The 21,216-nt window shown below is 61.2% G+C and carries 19 protein-coding genes; 12 read left to right on the top strand and 7 right to left on the bottom strand.

The window, feature by feature from the left end:
• Window positions 1–142: 142 nt before the first annotated feature.
• The 7 genes from thrS (at window position 143) to ihfA (ending at window position 7,327) form a co-directional block, all read left to right on the top strand.
• Window positions 143–2,041, top strand: a complete 1,899-nt coding sequence (thrS, locus tag KUV41_RS10705) for a threonine--tRNA ligase (protein WP_222238398.1) — start codon at window positions 143–145, stop codon at window positions 2,039–2,041.
• Window positions 2,042–2,138: 97 nt separating this feature from the next.
• A complete protein-coding gene (gene infC / locus KUV41_RS10700; protein ID WP_315857894.1) occupies window positions 2,139–2,678 on the top strand; it encodes a translation initiation factor IF-3 in 540 nt (179 codons plus the stop codon).
• Between the two features lie 86 nt (window positions 2,679–2,764).
• Complete coding sequence (rpmI, locus tag KUV41_RS10695; RefSeq protein WP_045991495.1) at window positions 2,765–2,959, top strand: 50S ribosomal protein L35; 195 nt, start codon at window positions 2,765–2,767, stop codon at window positions 2,957–2,959.
• Window positions 2,960–2,995: 36 nt separating this feature from the next.
• Window positions 2,996–3,349, top strand: coding sequence for a 50S ribosomal protein L20 (gene rplT / locus KUV41_RS10690; protein WP_045991494.1), 354 nt, complete (start codon window positions 2,996–2,998; stop codon window positions 3,347–3,349).
• 153 nt (window positions 3,350–3,502) lie between these two features.
• Window positions 3,503–4,522 (top strand): phenylalanine--tRNA ligase subunit alpha, encoded by a 1,020-nt coding sequence (pheS, locus tag KUV41_RS10685; RefSeq protein WP_206938518.1) that lies wholly within the window; start codon window positions 3,503–3,505, stop codon window positions 4,520–4,522.
• 66 nt (window positions 4,523–4,588) lie between these two features.
• Window positions 4,589–6,970 (top strand): phenylalanine--tRNA ligase subunit beta, encoded by a 2,382-nt coding sequence (gene pheT / locus KUV41_RS10680; protein WP_222486024.1) that lies wholly within the window; start codon window positions 4,589–4,591, stop codon window positions 6,968–6,970.
• A 57-nt stretch (window positions 6,971–7,027) separates the two neighbouring features.
• Complete coding sequence (gene ihfA / locus KUV41_RS10675; protein ID WP_206938522.1) at window positions 7,028–7,327, top strand: integration host factor subunit alpha; 300 nt, start codon at window positions 7,028–7,030, stop codon at window positions 7,325–7,327.
• 112 nt (window positions 7,328–7,439) lie between these two features.
• Here ihfA and KUV41_RS10670 read toward each other — a convergent pair whose 3' ends face one another.
• Entirely contained in the window at window positions 7,440–8,825 is a 1,386-nt protein-coding gene (locus KUV41_RS10670; RefSeq protein WP_224907694.1) for a uracil-xanthine permease family protein, read from the bottom strand.
• A gap of 538 nt (window positions 8,826–9,363) precedes the next feature.
• Window positions 9,364–9,570, bottom strand: coding sequence for a DUF2788 domain-containing protein (locus tag KUV41_RS10665; protein ID WP_206938526.1), 207 nt, complete (start codon window positions 9,568–9,570; stop codon window positions 9,364–9,366).
• A gap of 141 nt (window positions 9,571–9,711) precedes the next feature.
• Between KUV41_RS10665 and KUV41_RS10660 the strand changes: the two genes are divergently transcribed.
• Window positions 9,712–10,176, top strand: a complete 465-nt coding sequence (locus KUV41_RS10660; RefSeq protein ID WP_222163866.1) for a flavodoxin domain-containing protein — start codon at window positions 9,712–9,714, stop codon at window positions 10,174–10,176.
• Window positions 10,176–10,544 carry a hypothetical protein gene (locus KUV41_RS10655; protein WP_206938530.1) on the top strand — a complete coding sequence of 123 codons (369 nt, stop codon included), beginning with the start codon at window positions 10,176–10,178 and terminating at the stop codon, window positions 10,542–10,544. Before KUV41_RS10660 ends, KUV41_RS10655 begins: the two co-directional genes overlap by 1 nt.
• A gap of 115 nt (window positions 10,545–10,659) precedes the next feature.
• Here KUV41_RS10655 and ppnN read toward each other — a convergent pair whose 3' ends face one another.
• Window positions 10,660–12,033: a nucleotide 5'-monophosphate nucleosidase PpnN gene (gene ppnN / locus KUV41_RS10650; protein ID WP_242520577.1), complete on the bottom strand. Its 1,374-nt coding sequence runs from the start codon at window positions 12,031–12,033 to the stop codon at window positions 10,660–10,662.
• A 26-nt stretch (window positions 12,034–12,059) separates the two neighbouring features.
• Entirely contained in the window at window positions 12,060–12,350 is a 291-nt protein-coding gene (locus KUV41_RS10645; protein ID WP_222163865.1) for a YfcL family protein, read from the bottom strand.
• 205 nt (window positions 12,351–12,555) lie between these two features.
• Between KUV41_RS10645 and KUV41_RS10640 the strand changes: the two genes are divergently transcribed.
• Window positions 12,556–13,473: a LysR family transcriptional regulator gene (locus KUV41_RS10640; RefSeq protein ID WP_206939245.1), complete on the top strand. Its 918-nt coding sequence runs from the start codon at window positions 12,556–12,558 to the stop codon at window positions 13,471–13,473.
• A 54-nt stretch (window positions 13,474–13,527) separates the two neighbouring features.
• On the opposite strand, the gene gcvP is transcribed toward KUV41_RS10640, so the two are convergent.
• Window positions 13,528–16,422 (bottom strand): aminomethyl-transferring glycine dehydrogenase, encoded by a 2,895-nt coding sequence (gene gcvP, locus KUV41_RS10635; RefSeq protein ID WP_222238402.1) that lies wholly within the window; start codon window positions 16,420–16,422, stop codon window positions 13,528–13,530.
• A 262-nt stretch (window positions 16,423–16,684) separates the two neighbouring features.
• Window positions 16,685–17,077 (bottom strand): glycine cleavage system protein GcvH, encoded by a 393-nt coding sequence (gcvH, locus tag KUV41_RS10630; RefSeq protein WP_206938536.1) that lies wholly within the window; start codon window positions 17,075–17,077, stop codon window positions 16,685–16,687.
• 754 nt (window positions 17,078–17,831) lie between these two features.
• On the opposite strand from gcvH, the gene KUV41_RS10625 reads away from it, so the two are divergent.
• Together KUV41_RS10625 and gcvT are read left to right on the top strand one after the other, a co-directional pair.
• Window positions 17,832–19,166, top strand: coding sequence for an alanine/glycine:cation symporter family protein (locus KUV41_RS10625; protein ID WP_261389732.1), 1,335 nt, complete (start codon window positions 17,832–17,834; stop codon window positions 19,164–19,166).
• An 81-nt stretch (window positions 19,167–19,247) separates the two neighbouring features.
• Window positions 19,248–20,357, top strand: a complete 1,110-nt coding sequence (gene gcvT, locus KUV41_RS10620; RefSeq protein ID WP_222483229.1) for a glycine cleavage system aminomethyltransferase GcvT — start codon at window positions 19,248–19,250, stop codon at window positions 20,355–20,357.
• A 222-nt stretch (window positions 20,358–20,579) separates the two neighbouring features.
• On the opposite strand, the gene KUV41_RS10615 is transcribed toward gcvT, so the two are convergent.
• Window positions 20,580–21,179 (bottom strand): alpha-ketoglutarate-dependent dioxygenase AlkB family protein, encoded by a 600-nt coding sequence (locus tag KUV41_RS10615; protein ID WP_222486022.1) that lies wholly within the window; start codon window positions 21,177–21,179, stop codon window positions 20,580–20,582.
• Window positions 21,180–21,216 lie beyond the last annotated feature (37 nt).

Below are 21,216 nucleotides of genomic sequence, written 5' to 3'. Positions count from 1 at the left end.
CGACATTCGCCCGCCGCGAAGGTAGAGCGTGGCATCGACGACGCTGCTTCTGGTAGGCTATGTCGCTGTTTCATCCATTGAATCCATTTTGGCGACACGTGATCCCTGGTATGGATCACCACTGCGCACAAGGACAGCTTGCATGCCCATCGTGACACTGCCTGACGGCAGTCAGAGAACCTTTGATTCCCCCCTTAGCGTCATGGAGTTGGCCGAAAGCATCGGCCCGGGACTTGCCAAGGCCTGCGTGGCTGGCAAGATCGACGGCGTATTGGTGGACGCCGCGGACCTGATCGAGACGGACGCCGAGGTGGCGATCCTGACCGCAAGAGACGAGGAAGGGTTGGAGATCATCCGGCATTCCTGCGCCCACCTGATCGGGCACGCGGTCAAGCAGCTCTATCCCGAGGCCAAGATGGCCATCGGCCCGGTGATCACCGACGGCTTCTATTACGACATCGATTTCGGCCAGTCGATCACCCCGGAAGACCTCGAGACCATCGAGAAGCGCATGAAGCAGCTGATCGATGAAGAATACGATGTGGTCCGCGAGTACGTGGATCGCGATAAGGCGATGCTCGAGTTCCTGCATCGTGACGAGCCCTACAAGCAGGAAATCGTTCGCGGCATTCCCGAGGGCGATACCATCCGGCTGTACCGGCATCAGGAATACACCGACATGTGCCGCGGGCCTCACGTGCCCAACACCCGTCACCTGAAGGCGTTCAAGCTGACCAAGCTGGCGGGCGCCTACTGGCGCGGCAATGCGGACAACGCCATGTTGACCCGTATCTACGGCACCGCCTGGGGCGACAAGAAGCAGCTCAAGGCCTATCTGCACCGGCTGGAAGAGGCCGAGAAGCGTGACCATCGCAAGCTGGCGCGTCGTCTTGACCTGTTTCACATGCAGGAAGAAGCTCCGGGCATGGTGTTCTGGCACCCCAATGGGTGGACGCTGTGGCAGCGTGTCGAGCAGTACATGCGCGGTGTCTACAAGGAGGGCGGCTATCAGGAGATCCGCTGCCCGCAGATCATGGACGTGTCGCTGTGGAAGAAGTCTGGCCACTGGGACAACTACGCCGACGGCATGTTCTTCACCGAGTCCGAGAAGCGTGAATACGCGCTGAAGCCGATGAACTGCCCGGGGCATGTTCAGGTCTTCAATTCCGGACTGCGCAGCTACCGCGAACTGCCGGTGCGCTTTGGCGAGTTTGGCGGGTGTCATCGTAACGAGCCCTCTGGTGCGCTGCACGGCATCATGCGCGTGCGTGCGTTCACCCAGGACGACGGGCACATCTTCTGTACCGAAGAGCAGGTCCAGCCTGAAGTGACCAGCTTCCACCGTCAGGCACTGAAGGTCTACAGTGACTTCGGCTTCGAAGACATCGCGATCAAGATCGCGCTGCGCCCTGAGAAGCGTATCGGTGATGACGAGACGTGGGATCGTGCCGAGAACGCACTGCGCGGTGCGCTTGAGGCCTGCGACGTCGAATGGCAGGAACTGCCTGGCGAAGGTGCCTTCTATGGTCCCAAGATCGAGTACCATATGAAGGACTGCCTGGGCCGCGAATGGCAGGTCGGGACCATGCAGGTCGACTTCATGATGCCGACTCGCCTGGGTGCCCAGTACGTGACAGAAGAGGGCGAGCGTAAGCCACCCGTCATGCTGCACCGTGCCATTGTCGGCTCCATGGAGCGCTTCATCGGCATCCTGATCGAGCACTATGCCGGTGCCATGCCTTTGTGGCTGGCTCCTGAGCAGGCGGTGGTGATGATTATCACCGACGCGCAGAAGGAATATGCCGAAGCTTTGACCTCTCGTCTGCAAAAAATCGGTTTACGCGTCAAGTCGGACTTGAGGAACGAGAAGATCGGCTTTAAAATTCGCGAGCATACGTTGCAGAAGGTACCCTATCTCCTGGTGGTCGGAGATAAGGAAGTAGAGGCCGACTCGGTGGCTGTGCGTACGCGCAGCGGCGAAAATCTAGGCACCATGACGGTGGATGCCTTCATCGAGCGAGTTCAGGCCGAGCGGTACTAACGGGTAGGCGGCATGGGCCGCCCCCTCGTGCGAAGCTCGTAAAGGCACGCACCTTCCCAGCTCTCGCACCTTCCAAAGCTATAGTGGAGACGGAACCATCAAGCGAAGCAACCCCAGAGGACGCCCCCAGGACAAGCGTCCGCCAATGAACGAGCGTATCACCGAAGATCAGGTCCGCCTGATCGCTGCTGACGGCGAACAGCTTGGTATCGTGGATACCCGCGATGCTCTTGAGCGCGCCGAGGCTGAAGGCCTTGACCTCGTGCAGATTTCAAATGCCGATCCCATCGTCTGTAAGATCATGGATTACGGCAAGTTCGTCTTCGAGCAGAAGAAGCAGAAAGCTGCTCAGAAGAAGAAGCAGAAGCAGATCCAGGTCAAGGAAGTCAAGTTCCGGCCTGGCACCGACGAGGGTGACTACCAGGTCAAGATGAAGAATCTGATCCGGTTCCTCGAAGGTGGCGACAAGGGCAAGGTCACCCTGCGTTTCCGCGGGCGTGAAATGGCGCACCAGGACATCGGCCGCAAGCTGATGGAGCGGATCGCGGCCGATCTCGAAGAGATCGGTACCGTGGAGTCCTTCCCCAAGATGGAAGGCCGCCAGATGATCATGATCATTGCCCCCAAGAAGAAGTGATTCGACGGCCCGTCCAACGAATGGCCAGCTCCAGAGCTGGCCATTGGCCCCGAATTTTCTAAAGAAACTCGAGCGGAGTTATTCTCATGCCGAAGATCAAGAGCAACAGTGGCGCTGCCAAGCGCTTCAAGAAGACTGCTAACGGCTTCAAGCACAAGCAGTCCTTCCGTAGTCACATTCTGACCAAGAAGTCCACCAAGCGTAAGCGTCAGCTGCGCGGCATGCAGCAGATCCACGATGCCGACAAGGCACTCGTGCGTCGCATGCTGCCGTACGTCTAATCCTTGGTGAACCCCCTTTAACGTCAGGAGAGTGCTATGACTCGTGTCAAGCGTGGTGTCGTCGCCCGTCGTCGTCACAAGAAGATCATGAAGCAGGCCAAGGGTTACTACGGTGCCCGTTCGCGTGTTTTCCGCGTAGCCAAGCAGGCCGTCATCAAGGCCGGTCAGTACGCCTATCGCGACCGTCGTCAGCGTAAGCGTCAGTTCCGTGCCCTGTGGATCCAGCGTATCAACGCTGGTGCTCGTCAGCACGGTCTGTCCTACAGCCGCTTTGTTGGCGGTCTGAAGAAGGCTGGCATCGAAATCGACCGTAAGGTCCTGGCTGACCTGGCTGTTCACGAGAAGGCGGCATTTGCTGCCATCGTGGAAAAGGCCAAGGCTGCCCAGTAAGCGCGTTCGATGGATGACCTGACCCTCTTGAAGGAGGGTCAGTGCATGATCGCCCCAGGGGAAGAGCAGCCGCTCTTCCCCTGTTTTTTTGGCGACCCTTTTATCATCGCTACTCTCCACTAAAGAAAGATCAACGCTACCGGAGCTCAACGTATGGACCACCTTCCCGATCTGGTTCAACAAGCTCGCGACGCCATCCAGTCCGCCGAGGGCATGGCCGGGCTAGACGATATTCGTGTCAGGTATCTGGGCAAGAAAGGCGAGCTGACGGCGCTGCTCAAGGGGCTTGGCAAGCTGCCGCCGGAAGAGCGTCCGGCCGCAGGTGAACGCATCAACCAGGCCAAGCAGGAGCTGGCCAAGGAGCTTGAGGCACGTCGTGACACCCTGGCCAAGGCAGAACTGGATGCCAGGCTCGCTGCGGAGCGTCTTGACGTCACGCTGCCCGGTCGCGGCCAGCCCGCTGGTGGCTTGCACCCGGTGACTCGAACGCTGGAGCGGATCGAGGGACTGTTCAAGCGGATTGGCTACGATGTGGCGGTAGGGCCTGAGCTTGAAGATGACCACCACAACTTCGAAGCGCTGAACATTCCTGCCCACCATCCAGCCCGCGGCATGGCCGACACCTTCTATTTCGACGCCACGCGACTGCTGAGAACGCACACCTCTCCCGTACAGGTGCGCACCATGAAGGCGGAGGAACCCCCGATCCGCATCGTGTGCCCGGGCCGGGTGTATCGCAGCGACTCGGATCTGACTCACACGCCAATGTTCCACCAGGTCGAAGGCCTGCTGATCGAGGAAGACGTCAGCTTTGCGGACCTCAAGGGCACCATCGAAGACTTCCTGCAGGCGTTCTTCGAGCGTGACGACCTGTCCGTGCGCTTCCGTCCGTCCTACTTCCCGTTCACCGAGCCGTCTGCCGAGGTCGACATTGCCTGTGTGATGTGCGCCGGAGAAGGCTGTAGGGTCTGCTCCCACACCGGCTGGCTGGAGGTGATGGGCTGCGGCATGGTGCATCCGGAGGTGTTCCGCCACGGTGGTATCGACCCCGAACGCTACACAGGCTTTGCCTTCGGCATGGGGGCCGAGCGCCTGGCGATGTTGCGCTACGGCGTCAATGACCTGCGCCTGTTCTTCGAGAACGATCTGCGCTTCCTGCGCCAGTTCCATTGATCAGAGGCCCGCACAGCGGCCCTGCGAAGAACATTGACTACGTGAACAGGACGTCAAGGAGTCCTCATGAAAGTATCTGAACAGTGGCTGAGGGAGTGGGTTTCCCCTCAGCTGTCTACCCAGGGGCTGGCCGACCAGATCACCATGGCGGGGCTCGAGGTAGATGCCGTCGAGCCCGTTGCGGCGTCATTCAGCGACGTCGTGGTGGCACAGGTGACCGACAAGGTCCAGCATCCCGACGCTGACAAGCTGAACGTCTGCCAGGTTGACGATGGCAGCGGTGAGCCGGTTCAAGTGGTGTGTGGCGCCCCGAATGTGGCGGTGGGACAGCGGATTCCCTTTGCTCGCGTCGGCGCCGTGCTACCCGGCGATTTCAAGATCAAGAAGGCCAAGCTGCGTGGTGTCGAATCTCGCGGCATGATCTGCTCCGCATCGGAGCTGGGCCTTGAGGAAGGCACTTCCGAAGGCATCCTGGTGCTCCCCGAAGACGCACCGGTGGGGATGGCCCTACGTGAGTACCTCGCGCTGGATGATCACACCATTGAAGTGGACCTGACACCCAACCGTGGCGACTGCTTGAGCGTGCAGGGTCTGGCTCGGGAAGTGGGCGTGCTGAATCGTCTCGGCCTGACTGAGCCAACCATTGACCCGGTTGCTGCACGTCACGACGAGACCTTCCCGGTACGCGTCGAGGATGCTCAGCGTTGCCCGCGTTATATCGGTCGCCTGATCAAGGGTGTCGACATCAGCCGTCCGACGCCAATGTGGATGATTGAGCGTCTGCGCCGCAGCGGCGTGCGTGCGATCGACCCCGCCGTTGATGTCACCAACTATGTCATGCTCGAGTTGGGGCAGCCGTTACATGCCTTTGATCGTGCCAATCTTGAGGGTGCCGTCGTGGTGCGCCTGGCGCGCCAGGGTGAGGAGCTGGTGCTGCTTGACGGCCAGACCGTGTCCCTCGATCCGAGCACCCTGATCATTGCTGACGACAAGGGCCCTCTGGCCTTGGCGGGCGTCATGGGCGGCGAGCACTCCGGTGTGGGGGCCGAGACGCGAGATATCTTCCTGGAAGGCGCGTTCTTTACTCCTCTGGCGGTCGCAGGCCAGGCGCGCTCCTACGGGCTTCACACTGACGCGTCCCATCGTTTCGAACGGGGCGTTGACCCCGAGCTGACGCGACGTGCCGTGGAACGTGCGACTGCGCTGCTGGTCGAGATCTGTGGCGGCGAGCCGGGCCCGCTCAACGAGCAGGCGGATGACGCTCATCTGCCCGGTCAGCGAGACGTCACGCTCCGCGCTGAGCGGTTGGCGAAGGCACTGTCAAAGCGCCTGGACGACGCTGAGGTCAGCGAAATCCTTGAGCGGCTCGGCATGGCGGTTGACGCCCATGATCGTGGTTGGACGGTCAAGGTGCCGAGTTGGCGCTTTGATATCACGATCGAGGAAGACCTGATCGAGGAAGTGGCCCGCATCCATGGCTACAATCGTCTGCCGGTACGCCGTCCCGCAGTACGCCTGGGCTTGAAGGCTGACCATGAGGCGCAAAGCCCGCTGGGCAGATTGCGCAGGCAGATGACGGCCCGTGGCTACCAGGAAGCGATTACCTATAGTTTTGTCGCGCCTGAGCTGCAGCGGACCTTGCTGCCTGAAGCGGTATCGCCGGTTCTCGCCAACCCCATCTCCGCGGACCTGTCGGTGATGCGTGCCAGTCTGTTTCCGGGGCTGGTGAGGGCGCTGGAACACAACCTCAATCGCCAGCAGACCCGTGTGCGCCTGTTCGAGAGCGGCCTGGTCTTCCGGGGTGAGCTCGATGACCTGGAACAGGTGCCGATGCTAGGCGCTGTCGTTTGCGGTTCGCGTCTGCCCGAAGGTTGGACCGGTGGCCGTGACAAGGTCGACTTCTTTGATCTCAAGGGAGATCTGGAAAGTCTGTTGGAGGTCAGCGGTGACGCCGACGCCTGGCGTTTCGAACCAGGCGAGCATCCCTCGCTCCACCCGGGGCAGTGCGCGCGGATCCTGCATCGCGGTGAAGAAGCCGGCTGGATTGGCACGCTGCACCCCGCGGTCAAGGGCAAGCTGGGCCTCAAGACTGACGCCGTGTTGTTCGAGGTTCGCCTGGATGCACTCAGCCAGGGCCGTATCCCGGCCTTCGCACCGCTGTCGCGCTACCCCGAGGTGCGGCGTGACTTGGCCTTCGTCATCGATGAGGACCAACCGGTACAGGCACTGCTCGACAGGGTCAGGGCCGAGGCGGGTGAATGGTTGACGGATCTGGCGCTTTTCGACGTCTATCAGGGCAAAGGTGTAGCCGAAGGTCGTAAGAGTGTGGCCTTGGGCTTGACCTGGCAGCATCCATCGCGCACGCTAAATGACGAAGAAATCAATCAGTTGGTCGATGCCATCGTGGCAACGGCTCGGCAGGGAGTCAATGCTGAGCTGCGTGCTTGACGCTTTAGCCTGACGGGCGCGGACGGTTGGCGTGACCATCACCATGAGGATGACGACATGGGAGCGTTGACCAAGGCAGAACTGGCCGAGCATCTGCACACGGAACTTGGCCTGTCCAAGCGGGAGGCGAAAACCATGGTGGAAGCCTTCTTCGAAGAGATCCGTGCCTGTCTGCGAGAGAATGAGCAGGTCAAGTTGTCGGGGTTCGGCAACTTTGATCTGCGCGATAAGCGCGAACGTCCTGGCCGTAACCCCAAGACCGGGGAAGAGATCCCCATCTCGGCGCGGCGTGTGGTGACCTTCCGGCCTGGCCAGAAATTAAAGAGCCAGGTAGGTCATCCAGATGACGAGGAATGATCCGCTGTAAAGCTGAAGCGCCGCCTGATACCAGGCGGCGCTTTTTTTGGTGCTGGTCCCGCTGTATCGATGGGCTGGTCATGTCGGTAGCCCGATGCGGGTTGTCGACCGCTTAGCCGTTGTCAGAGCCGGTGGCCGCCGCGCTGGGTGTCGCTGTCGTCGGTGGCTCGTCTCTCTCGGCGGCTTCTTCGGCCAGCGTCTTGCGCGGCAGCAGCAGGTTGAGCAGAAAGGCGCTGAGGGCCGCGATGACGATGGGCGCACCGCTCACGACATTCTTGAAGGTTTCCGGGAATTGCTCGATGGCGGCTGGCTCCGAGGCGATGCCAAGGCTCAGTGCCAGTGACAGGCCAACGATGGTCATGTTGCGGGCCGTCATCTCGTCTTTGATCAACAGCTGAATGCCGGTCACGGTGATCATGCCAAAGACCGTGATGGTGGCGCCGCCGATGACAGGGTAGGGGATGGTCGTCATCAGGGCGCTGAATTTAGGACTGAACCCCGCCACCAGGACGATAATGCCGGCAAGCAAGAAAACCGTGCGGCTGACCACCTTGGTAATGGCGACAATCCCGACGTTCTGGCTGTAGGTGGAGGTCGGCAGGGCACCGAAAAGGGTGCTGATGGTGGTTGTCAGGCCATTGCCGAGAAGGCCTCCGGTAAGCTCCCTGGTGGAGAGCTCCCGGTTCATGCCGGCGACGCTGGTCGCAGATAGATCCCCAATGGTCTGCACTGAGTTGATCACACAGATGACCACCATGGAGATGATCGCAGCAGAGTGAAACTCCATGGCAAAAGGCATGGCCTTGGGCACTGCCAGCCAGGGCGCGTTATGGATCGGGCTAAGGTCGATCATGCCCAGCGGGATGGCAGCCAGATATCCCACCAGCATGCCGATGATGATGGCGGACAGCTTGATGATCCCGCGACCAAACTGTGATGCTAGTAGCACGGCAATCAAGGTCAGCAGTCCGAGCCCCCAGTTGGAGAGATTCCCGAAACCCTCTGCATTGACGTTGCCGCTTCCTGCAATGTAGCGGATCGCGATGTCATACAGCGACAGGCCGATGACCAGTACCACGGTGCCCGCCACGACCGGTGGAAACAGGTGACGAATGAACTGTATGAAGTAGCCCACTATCACCATGGTAATGCCGCCGATAAGTTGGGCGCCGAGAATACCTTCGATGCCATATTGGCTGCCAACGGCGATCAGCGTCGGAACGTAGGCAAAGCCGACACCGAATATGGCCGGCAGGCGAGCGCCAAACTTCCAGAGTCCGTACAGGTGGAACAGGGTACAAGCGCCGGAGGCCAGGATAGCGACCTGGATGAGCTGCAGTTTCTCGGCAGGGCTCACCCCCACCACGCCCGCCACGATAAGCGGAGGAGTGATGACTCCCGCAATCATTGCCAGCACGTGCTGTAACGAGATGGGAAGCGCCTTGGCCAGGCCTGGACGCCCGTGGAAATCAAACAGTGTCTTGGGAGGAGTGTGCATGTTCTCGGCCATTGTCATCGTTGTTGTTGTGCCAACAAGATCGGCCGGGACGAACTGTTGGCCAGACGTAGGGGCAGGGCGTGGGCGCTGCTCCTGATCCTGATGGCGAGGCGGTTGCTGTTGCCTACCTGGCTCTAGGCTAGTGTATTCACGACAATGTCGCGTGTGTATACAGGATAAGTGCGCGATGGTGCGTCATGATTTGATCGATATCACACAGAGGCGAGGAGAAAGACGACTCGAGTTGAGGTTCTGGTTCAACTCGATGGGAGAGCGCCGCGTGGGCAGGGCACCCAGCCGCGTATGTCTTTGTTGGTGGGAGAGGGCCTGGCGGCAGACAATTCTGTGCTGAATGGCTGCGCTGTGCGGATCGGCTGTGCTGAATGGCTGCGCTGTGCTGATTGAGTGGTCCGTGCAAGTGGTTCGCACGCTGAGGGCCGTATGGATGCTGATGGGAGATATGGCACATGGCGCTCCACCACCTGCTGGCGTGGACCTGGGCGGGGCGCAGCAGGGGGATAGACCGACCTTGGAGGGTCTAGACGCCGTGGCTTTCGAGGTACCAGGTGATCGCCACCTTGGCCACATAGCCGAGCATTCCGGCCCCGAGTACGATGAACAGCATCAGGGTGCCAAAGCGCCCCGCCTTGGATTGCTTGGCCAGATCCCAGATGATGAAGCACATGAACAGCATGAGTCCGCCGATCATGATGGGGGTGATCCATGTCTCGAAGGTGTCTTGCATAGAGGTCTCGCTGTCTGGGGAGGCGTCTGGCTTGCGCCTGCCATGGTAGCGCCTTGCCGGGCAGATTGCAGGTCGCCGGGGATGCGTCGGTCTCGGCCAGCATGCTAGAATCCGACCAGAATTCTCAGGTAATTCCTTTACATGCCTACACTCAAGATACTGGTTGGCACCATGTATGGTGGTGCACTCGACGTGGCGGAGCAGGTCAAGCCGCTGTTCGAGGAGGCCGGGTACGACGTCTCGGTTCTCGAAAATCCCTCTCTGGCTGATGTCACCGACGATGCGCCGGACCTCGCCCTGTTCTGCGTGTCGACGACAGGTAGCGGTGATTTCCCCGGCAATTTCGTCAGTTTCGTACGCGAATTGCAGGACAAGAGCCCGGGGCTGGGCCACCTGCGCTATGGACTGATCGCCCTGGGTGACAGCTCCTACGGCGACACCTTCTGTGGTGCCGGCCGCCGTCTGGATCAGCTGCTCGAGGAGCAAGGCGCGACCCGCCTTGATGACCGACTGGAGATCGACGCCATGGAAACCTTCATGGCTGACGATGAAGCCTTGCCCTGGGTCGAGGGCTGGATTTCTCGCCAAGATCTCAAGGTGGCATGATGGCACGGGCAATCGCGAGCCCTGCTCGCCTCAGCCTGATGGTGGGTCTGATGCTGGTATTGGCGCTGACCCTGCCACGTTATCAAATGGCCGGCCTGGCGACCCGCGAGACGCTGGTCTACATCGTGCTGGGTGTGCTCGCCCTGGCTTCCCTGTTTCAGTGGCGCCTGCTCGATGGCGCCGGGCGCTCTCGCTTTCTGCGCATGTTGTTCACGCTGCTTGGCTGCATGGTCGTGGCGCTGGTCGCCATGGTGATCTACAAGCTGGTGGTGGGCGGCGTGGCCTTGGGCGTCATCACGTTATCCCAGGGAGCGACCGCAGGCCTTTTGTTGCATGCTGTAGTACTGGTGTTTTCCAAGCGAGATTGAGCTGAGTTCAGCTGACGCCAGCCAGGGCGAGGTCCTGGCGCGGCCGACGCGATGACAAAACGCCCTGGATCATGGATCCAGGGCGTTTTTTTACCTGCCAAGAAGGCGATATCCGTCAGCCGGATCTACCTCCAAGGGTGTAGCACGGCACGTAGTCGCCGGCCAGCTTCATGCGTCCTTGGGCAACGAAGGAGGTCAGCAGGGCGTCCAGCTTCTCCATCAGGTCCGCTTCGGCGTGCAAGCGGAAGGGGCCGTGTGCTTCGATGGCGCGAATCCCTTGCTCCTTGACGTTACCGGCCACGATGCCCGAGAACGCGCGGCGCAGGTTGGCGGCCAACTCATGCTTGGGCAGTTCACGATTGAGCTCGAGCCCGGCCATGGCCTCGTGGGTGGGGACGAACGGCTCCTGGAAGTTTCGGGCAATGGTCAGGCGCCAGTTGTAGTAGAAGGCATCCTGACGGGCGCGCCGATACTCCGTGACCTTGTCGATGTTGGCGCGCATGGTGCGGGCGACCTGGGTGGGGTCGTCGATGATGATTTGGTAGAGCTCGCGCACGGACTCACCCAAGGTATAGACCAGAAACTCATCGATACGCTGAAAGTACTCCGCGGCACTCGCCGGCCCGGTGAAGACCACCGGCAGCTCCATGTCGACATTGTCGGGATGCAGCAGGATGCCGAGCAGATACAGAATCTCTTCCGCCGTGCCCACGCCGCCGGGGAAGACAATGATGCCGTGGCCCAGGCGGACGAAGGCTTCGAGGCGCTTCTCGATGTCCGGCATCACCACCAGCTCGTTGACGATGGGATTGGGCGCTTCGGCAGCAATGATGCCGGGCTCGGACACGCCGAGGTAGCGTCCTGGATAGCGCCGCTGCTTGGCGTGGGCAACGTTGGCCCCCTTCATGGGGCCTTTCATGGCACCGGGACCGCAACCGGTGCAGATGTCCAGGTCACGCAGGCCGAGGTGGTATCCCACGTCCTTGGTGTATTCGTATTCCTCTCGAGAGATGGAATGCCCCCCCCAGCAGACGACCAAGCTGGGGTCGCGGCTCGGCTTGAGCGTGCCGGCCTTGCGCAGAATGTGGAAGACGGCGTTGGTGGTGCCTTCTCCCGTGGACAGGTCGAAGCGCGACTGGTTCTGGATCTCGTTGTAGACGTAGACGATATCCCGCAGCACGCTGGAGATGTGCTCGCGGATGCCGCGGATCATGCGGCCGTCGACAAAGGCTTCGGCGGGGGCGTCGGTCAGCTTGAGGCGCACGCCGCGGTCTTGCTGGAGCAGCTCAATGTCAAAGTTGGGGTAGGTTTCCAGCAGTGCCAGGCCGTCATCCATGGGGTTGCCGGAATTCAGTACCGCCAGCGTGCAGCGACGCAACATTTCATGCAGCCCGGTTTGAGAGCTGTCGCGGAGGCGGTTGACTTCATGCTGGGACAGGATTTCGAGGCTGCCCTCAGGGGAAATCGTGGTGGAAATGGTCTCGGCCATTTTTGGGCTTCCTTGTCAGAGGCGATTCAAGGCATCGGTGCCTTGTCGCACGCCTGGTTGAAGAGTTCGCGCACGGCTGTTTGGTCCGCGTCGCTCATGCCATCCTGGGCAAAGGCGCCATCCAGCCATTCATGGAAGACGGCGTCGAAGTCGTCGCTGCTTACCTCGCTGGGGTTGTAGTCAAGCTGGTCCACCACCAGGGGGATCTGCGGAATCAGATACCCGAGGGGAAACAAGTCGTCGGCACTGGCCTCACGCTCCATGTCCAGCAGGGCATCATGAATGGCGTCGGCACGTGCGGCGATGGGGTCATGCATGGAAAGTGACTCTTGTGCTGTGGTGGAAGGTGCTGTGGCTGACATCGAACTCTTGATCATGGTGTGATGCTATCACGGCCGTGCGTTCAGGCGCACCGCTGCGGCCCCCGGGTGGAAGTGGTAGACTATGCCGCGTCACCCGGATTGTGCCTGGCCCCGTCGCCTGATGGCCCAGGACGCCGGCGAATCATCCTGGCGTCATTCCATGTTCAATGCCCTGTATTTTCGTACCTTCATCACGCTGGTGGAAACCGGTAGTTTTACCCGTACCGCTCAGCGTCTCGAGATGACCCAGCCTGGGGTCAGTCAGCATATTCGTAAGCTTGAGCGGTACCTGGACAAGCCGCTGCTGGAGCGCCAGGGGCGACGTTTCCGGCTGACCGAGGCAGGGCGCCGTGTCTACGACTACGCGGTGAAGCTGTTTTCGGAGCACGAGCAGTTCCGACATTCTCTCGACGACGAGAGCCTGGACAGCGGTGAGTGCCGGCTGGCGTCGCCGGGCAGCATCGGCCTGATGCTGTATCCGTTTATTCTCGGCCAGCAGCAGCGCCATCCCGGGCTTACCGTCTCCTACTGCTTTGCCTTTCATCAGGAGATCCTGGCCGATGTACTGGCCGGGCGACATGACCTTGGGATCGTGACGGAGGCAACCCGGCATCCGGACCTGGTCTGCGAGCCATGGCACGACGAACCCCTGAGCCTTGTGGTGCCGGCAGACTTTACCGGTACCACCCTCAACGATCTTCTCGGACTGGGCTTCATCAGCTATACCGACGGCCTGGACAAGGCGGTGAGCCTGCTGCGAGCCAATTTTCCCGATGACTTTCGCTCGATGAGCCACTTTCCCCGCCAGGGCTTCACCAACGAGGTAGGCATGGTGCTGGATGCGGTGGCTCGAGGGCTGGGTTTCAGCGTGGTGTCTCGGCTGGTGCTTGAGACGTCGCCGTGGCAGCGCCAGGTGCGCGAAATGACGCTCAGCCAGCCGTTGGATGAGACGCTCTATCTGGTGAGTCGTCGCGGTGCTCAGGTGCCGAGTCGTTACCACCATTTACTGGAAGCCTTCCGTGAGCAGCGCCACCTGGAACGCTTCGGTCATCCTGATGGGCGAGCGCTGGAAGGCTAGCTTCAACGCACGAACCCCGCCAACTGGCGGGGTTCGTGGTCTAGCGAGGTCCGCTTAGTCGCGATACTCGTCGATGCTCGGGCAGGAGCAGATCAGCTGTCGATCGCCCAGCACGTTGTCCACCCGGTTGGCGGCGGGCCAGTACTTGGCCCCCTTGACCGCCTCGGACGGGAAGGCCCCGATTTCCCTGGAGTAGCCGCGGCTCCAGTCGGGGTCCATCAGGTCCGCCATGGTATGCGGCGCATGCACCAGCGGGTTGTCGTCGAGCGCCCATTCACCCTTCTCGACCCGAGCGATTTCCTCACGAATGCCGATCATGGCGTCACAGAAGCGGTCGAGCTCGTAAAGAGACTCGGACTCGGTTGGCTCGATCATCAGGGTGCCTGCCACCGGGAACGACATTGTCGGTGCATGGAAGCCATAGTCCATCAGGCGCTTGGCAATGTCTTCCTCGCTGATGCCGGAGGCCGCCTTGAGCGGACGAATGTCGATGATGCACTCGTGTGCCACTGTGCCGCTTTCGCCCTTATAGAGCACCGGATAGTGTCCGTCGAGGCGCTGGGCGATGTAGTTCGCGCCGAGGATCGCCAGTTCGGTGGCCTCGCGCAGGCCCCGTGCGCCCATCATCTTGATGTAGGCCCAGGAGATCGGCAGGATCGATGCGGAGCCAAAGGCCGCTGCCGATACCGCGCCTGAGTCCGCCTCGACGCCGTCGAGGGGGGTGACGCTGTGATTGGCGACATGGGGGGCGAGGTGCGCCTTGACCCCGATGGGGCCCATGCCGGGGCCGCCGCCGCCGTGGGGAATGCAGAAGGTCTTGTGCAGATTGAGGTGGCTGACGTCGCCGCCAAAGTCGCCCGGACGGGCGAGACCCACCTGAGCATTCATGTTGGCTCCGTCGATATAGACCTGGCCACCATTGGCGTGAACGATATCGCAGGCGTCGCGCACTCCCTGCTCGAACACTCCGTGGGTCGACGGGTAGGTCAGCATGATGGCGGACAGGGTGTCGGCGTGCTGCTCAGCCTTGGCCTTGAGATCGGCAAGGTCGATGTTGCCGCGCTCGTCGCATTCCACCACCACGACCTTCATGCTGCACATGGCAGCGGAAGCGGGGTTGGTGCCATGGGCAGAGCTTGGGATCAGGCAGACGTCACGATGGCCTTCGCCCTGCGCCGCCTGGTAGCGACGGATGGCCACCAGCCCTGCGTATTCGCCCTGTGCGCCTGAGTTAGGCTGCATGGAAATGTGGTCGTAGCCAGTGATTTCGACCAGGAAGGCCGACAGCTCGTCGATCATCTGGCGATAGCCCGCTACCTGGTCCTTCGGCGCGAAGGGGTGGATGCGGGCGAACTCCGGCCAGGTGATCGGCATCATCTCGGTGGTCGCGTTGAGCTTCATGGTGCAGGAGCCCAGCGGAATCATGGCGTGGGCCAGCGACAAATCCTTGTTTTCGAGGCGCTTCAGGTAGCGCAGCATCTCGGTTTCGCTGCGATAGCGCTGGAACGTCGGGTGCTCGAGGAAGCGACTCTCGCGGCGGCAGGCGCTGGGGATGCCGCTGGCCTTGCTGTCGAGCACGCCATCGTCCAGTTCGCGCACGCCAAGTCCGTGTTCTTCGCCCAGCAGGACGTCGAACAGCACGTCCAGGTCGTGGGCGGTGGTGGTCTCGTCCAGGCTGACGCCGACGTCGCCGTTGTCGAAGTAGCGCAGGTTGACCTCGTGGGTCATGGCGCGACCCAGGATCTTGCCACGATCAACGCCGGTCAGGCGAAGCGTGTCAAAGTAGCTGTCGTTGGCGAGGGAGACGCCTTTCTGTTCCAGGCCCGTGGCCAGAATGGTGGTCAGGCGATGAATACGGCCGGCAATGGTGCGCAGTCCCTCTGCACCGTGGTACACCGCATAGAAGCCGGCGATATTGGCCAGCAGCGCCTGGGCCGTACAGATGTTCGAGGTGGCCTTCTCGCGGCGAATATGCTGTTCGCGGGTCTGCATCGCCATGCGCAGCGCGGTGTTGCCGCGGGCATCCTTTGACACACCGATGATACGCCCGGGGATCGAGCGCTTGAGCTTGTCGGTGGTGGCGAAGAAGGCGGCGTGAGGCCCACCGAAGCCCATGGGGACACCAAAGCGCTGGCTGGAACCGACCACGATGTCGGCACCCATCGCACCAGGCTCCTTGAGCAGTACCAGGGCCATCAGGTCGGTGGCCACGCAGGTCATGATGCCGCGGTCCTTGGCCTCGGCGATCAGCGGCGCCAGGTCATGCACGCGGCCGTCGTTGCCCGGGTATTGCAGTAGCGCGCCGAACACATCGTGCTGGCCGAGCTCTGCTGCCGGAGCGGTAACGATGTCGTAGCCGAACCACGAGGCCCGGGTCTTGAGCACGTCCAGGGTCTGAGGGAAGACGTCGTCGGCGACGAAGAAGGCGTTGGTCTTGGCCTTCTTGTTGGAGCGACGACACAGCGCCATGGCTTCGGCGGCGGCGGTAGCTTCATCCAGCAGGGAGGCATTGGCCAGCTCCATGCCGGTCAGGTCCATGACCATCTGCTGGAAGTTCAGCAGGCCTTCCAGGCGGCCCTGGGAAATTTCTGGTTGGTAAGGGGTGTAGGCGGTGTACCAGCCTGGGTTTTCCAGCACGTTGCGTTGAATGACGGCGGGCAGGTGAGTGTCGTAGTAGCCCTGACCGATGTAGCTCTTTGCCACCTTGTTCTGGCGCGCCAGCCGGTACAGATAGTCAAGTGCCTCGGCCTCGGCCTTGGGCGGGTCCAGGTCGAGCTCACGACCCAGACGGATATTCGCGGGGACTGTCTTGTCGATCAGGGCATCCATGCTATCGACGTCAAGCGCTGCAAGCATCTTGGCTCTGTCAGCGGAGCCGGGACCGTTGTGACGACGAAGAAAGGCATCATGATCGGCCAGTTCGGCCAGGCGACGTGTATCGAAAGCCATGGAACACCTTGAATGTGGTGGATCGACGAGATCCAGTGTGAGTGAAGCGTTAGAAAAGATGACAGAAGTGCCTGAGCTGATGCGCCTGTGCGTCACAGGCTGCCAACGTCCTCAGCGATACGGCAGTGGGGTCGGGGAGGGCGCTATCTGCTGCTTTCCCTCTAACCTGTACCCTCAGCCCTCAGCCCTCAGCTCTTCCTGGGCGGTAACCGGGGCCCTGGTAGGCCCCGGTGGTGGTGGCGTGGCTCGCCACCAAGCCGGATCAGCCTTCGGCGTCGACCACTGCCTGATAAGCCTCTGCATCCAGCAGATCGTCAAGAGCGCTCTTGTCGTCCAGGCGCACCTTCATGATCCAGCCATCTTCGTAGGGAGCTTCGTTAACGGTCTCCGGCGAGTCTTCCAGAGATTCGTTGACCTCGATGACCTCGCCGTCCACCGGCGCGTACAGGTCGGAAGCCGCCTTGACCGATTCGATGACGCCAAACTCGTCACCTTTGGACAGGCTGCTGCCGACGTCAGGCAGGTCAACGAACACCACGTCGCCCAGGGACTCCTGCGCGTGGTCGGTAATACCGATGGTGACAGTTCCGTCGCCGTTGTCCTGAATCCATTCGTGGCTGTCGACGTAGCGCAGGTTGGCGGGGATTGAGCTCATCTCGATTTCCTATACGAAAAAGGTTTTCCGGTTTCGCGCATGCTAACGCCATTCAAGGCATTTGGCGAGTCCATGACAAGAGAATACCGAGTCGGTTGACGTATCCTCACGACATAGGGTGGATCGAAGCGCTCGTCGCGTCCAGCCCGGCGGGAAAGTTCGTGATGCCATTCGCTGGCAGGTCACGCCTCTTCCTCACCCGACGTAGCGCTGGCCGGGGCTGCTTGGCGCTTGAGGGTGGCGGGTCAGGCGGGCGGTGGGCAGCAGACATGCCAGGGGACTATGCTGATATTACAGAACGGAGGCCTGCGCCCTGTGCTGCGGGCAATGTTTGCCAGGAAGCGCTGTCTTGGATATGGTGTCAAAAGTTTCCAATAAGAAACTTTGATGGAGGTGTCGCGAGCCCGAAACGCAGCACATCGTCGGCGTAGGTCTTTATTCGGTGGTTGGCTTATGCCGGTGTCGACGGGCCTGTCTTATGCAGCTTGGGCCAGCGTTTGCGAACAGAGGCTTGCGTGAAACAGCGTGACTGGTGCGCGTGTAGCAATATCCGCTATCTTAGGCGGGTCCGTGCTACCTAATCCGCTGGCAGATCCGTTGTTTCGATAGAGTTTTATCGGAATGCGGCAGGGCAGCAGCGGGTAGCGCATCAATACGTGGCGCATAATAACAAGTGCCGAGTCAAAGGGAGACTTCCGTGGACGCACTCAACAACATCTTCTCCGCCATTAATGGCGTGGTGTGGGGGCCAGTCATGCTGGTCCTGCTGCTGGGGGTAGGCATCTATCTGCAGATCGGTCTGAAGATCATGCCTATTCGCAAGCTGGGTATGGGCTTCAAGTTGATGTGGGGGGGACGAGACAGCAAGGCGTCCTCCCAGGACGAGGGGGAAATTTCTCCCTTCAACGCCCTGATGACGGCGCTGTCCGCGACGATCGGTACCGGTAATATCGCCGGCGTGGCGACGGCGATTGCGCTTGGTGGTCCAGGCGCGGTGTTCTGGATGTGGATCACCGCACTGGTCGGTATGGCCACCAAGTTTGCCGAGGCCGTGCTGGCGGTGCGTTATCGCGAGACTGACGAGAACGGCTTCCACATCGGCGGGCCGATGTACTACATCAAGAACGGTCTTGGCCGCAAATGGCTGTGGCTGGGTGGCGCTTTCGCCTTCTTCGGCGCCGTGGCCGCCTTTGGTATCGGTAACACGGTGCAGTCGAACTCCGTCGCCGATGCGCTGGATTCCAGCTTTGGTATCCCGCACTGGGTCACCGGTCTGGTGATCATGGTGCTGGCGGGTGCCGTTATCCTGGGGGGGATCAAGCGCATCGCCAAGGTGGCGGGCAAGCTGGTGCCGGTCATGGGCATCGCCTACATCATTGCCGGCGTCTGCGCGCTGTCCGTGAATGCCGACCAGATTGGTAACGCCTTCTCCGACATCTTCTATTACGCCTTCAACCCCCATGCAGCAGTGGGTGGCTTTGCTGGTGCAGCGGTGATGGCGGCCATTCGTTTTGGTGTGGCACGCGGTATCTTCTCCAACGAGGCGGGCCTCGGTAGTGCCCCCATTGCTCACGCCGCGGCGCAAACCAAGAATCCGGTGCGTCAGGGCCTGATCGCCATGCTGGGTACCTTTATCGACACCATCATGGTGTGCACCGTGACGGCGTTGGTCATCTTGACCGCCCCCATCTGGGAAACCGGTGAACAGGGTGCCTCGCTGACCGCGATGTCCTTTGAAAACGCCTTGCCTGGTGGATGGGGTGACATCATCGTCTCCATTGCCCTGGCGGTGTTTGCCTTCACCACGATTCTGGGCTGGTCCTTCTACGGCGAGAAGTGCTTCCAGTTCCTGTTCGGCACGCGCTCCATCATGCTGTATCGCATTCTGTTCGTGGCTGCCATTCCGGTAGGTGCACTGGCGCAGCTTGGCTTCATCTGGCTGATGGCAGACACCTTCAACGCCATGATGGCGATTCCCAACTTGATTGCCCTGGCCCTGTTGTCGCCGGTGGTGTTCAAGCTGACCAAAGACTACTTCGACGGCAAGGACATCCTGCCGGGCGAAGACCTCGACCATCACAAGTCCTGAACCCAGGCCGTCGGCAGGAGGTGCCTCAAGGGCACCTCCTGTCGTTCGGGGGTTCTTTCATGAACCACGAGATGAGACGCCATGAGTGACCTCAAGACCACACCGCTGAATGCCCTTCACCGCGAGCTGGGGGCCAAGATGGTGCCCTTCGCTGGCTATGACATGCCTGTTCAGTACCCCCTGGGGGTGAAGAAGGAGCATGAGCACACTCGGGCCGCCTGTGGCCTGTTCGACGTGTCGCACATGGCACAGATCCTGATTCGCGGCGATGACGCATTGGTCGCCCTGGAATCGCTGGTACCGGCGGACCTGGTGGGACTGCCGGAAGGCATGCAGCGCTATGGTCTGTTCACCAGCGAGGAGGGTGGCATTCTCGATGACTTGATGACGGTCAATGCCGGGGACCATCTCTATCTGGTGGTGAATGCGGCTTGCCGGGAGCAGGATATTGCGCACCTTCGCCGCGGGCTGCCGGATCATGAGATTGAAGTGATAGACCGTGGCCTGCTCGCCCTTCAGGGCCCAAAGGCTGCCAGTGTCATGCAGCGCCTGTGCCCGGCGGCTTGTGACATGGTGTTCATGCAGCATGGCCGGTTCGACATCGATGGTATTCCTGTGTGGGTGAGTCGCAGCGGTTACACCGGCGAGGACGGCTTCGAGATTTCTGTGCCGGCAGAACAGACGGATGCGCTTGCCCGCAAGCTGCTGGCAGAAGATGAGGTCGAGGCGATCGGTCTCGGCGCGCGGGACTCGTTGCGCCTGGAAGCGGGGCTTTGCCTGTACGGTCACGATATCGATACCACCACGACTCCGGTCGAGGCAGGGTTGATCTGGGCGATCGGCAAGCCAAGGCGTCGCGGTGGCGAGCGTGCCGGCGGTTTTCCGGGGGCGGACATGGTGCTGCATCAGATTGAGGTCAAGGACCATCAGCGCAAGCGGGTCGGGCTACTGGCCGAGGGCCGGGCGCCGGTGCGTGAGGGTGCCGAGCTGTACAGTGAAGACAACCAGCTCTTGGGCAGCGTGACCTCCGGAGGCTTTGGGCCCAGCGTGGGCAAGCCCGTGGCCATGGGCTACGTCACGCTCGACCACGCGGAGTTGGGCACCACGGTCTACGCCGAGGTGCGTGGCAAGCGGCTGCCGATGACGGTGACACGGATGCCGGTCATCACGCCTGGCTACTATCGGGGATAGGCCGCCAGCGAGCGTTCGTCACTGCAGGCCTGAGCTGTCAGCGTAGTGAATGTTATACCGTTATCTTTAGTTTGACATTCGGCTGCAACAGCCACAAAGCCTCAGCTGAACGCAAGCATCTCTACGAAACGGCGCCCATCGGCGCCGTTTTTTGTGTCAGCACGACACTATTGCGATCTCGGTGCGCCTTCGTTGTCCGGCCTCTACGTCAGCTGTGACGTGTCAGGAGGCCGTGTCGAGATGGCGAAAGGTCAAGTTGACCCGCTGGCCGACGCTGCTGCGGGGCAGCAGCGCATGCTCCAGCTGCTCCTGACAGCCAGGTCCCATCCACAGCAGGCTGCCATGGTCGAGCCAGACATTGAACGCCGGTGATCGACGGTCCTTCCAGCGAAAGCGCATGGGTCGGCTGGCGCCGAGGCTAATGGAGGCGATGACGGGCAGGGGGCCAAGCTCTCGCTCATTGTCGCAGTGCCAGCCCATGCGATCGTCTCCGCTACGATAGCGGTTGATCAGTACGCTGTTGAAGAGAGGCGTTGCGGGAGGAAGCTGAGCATTCAGCCGGTCCCGCAGATCAGCGACCAGCGGGTGCCAGGGGCATGGCAGAAAGTCGTTGCCGGAGAAGCGATAAGCGTGGTCGCCCATCCATACCTGCTGGCGCGGGATTAGATGGGTCTTGCCGTAGAGGCGGATAGCGGGGCGCTGCCAATCCAGGTCCCTCAGCAGTCCTTCGAGGGTGTCAGCGGCGACGTCGCTCGGCAGAAAGCGTGAGACATACTCCAGCGGGGGCGACGTAAGAATGTGATGGGCATCAGGGTTGGGCATGGCGTCAGCATAACAGCCCTGCAGGGCCATGGCATGA

This window comes from Halomonas sp. DP8Y7-1 (genome assembly GCF_019801685.1).
Lineage (GTDB): Bacteria > Pseudomonadota > Gammaproteobacteria > Pseudomonadales > Halomonadaceae > Halomonas > Halomonas litopenaei_A.
Note: the sequence above shows the minus strand (reverse complement) of the source record. Positions and strands in the feature narration are given on the sequence as shown.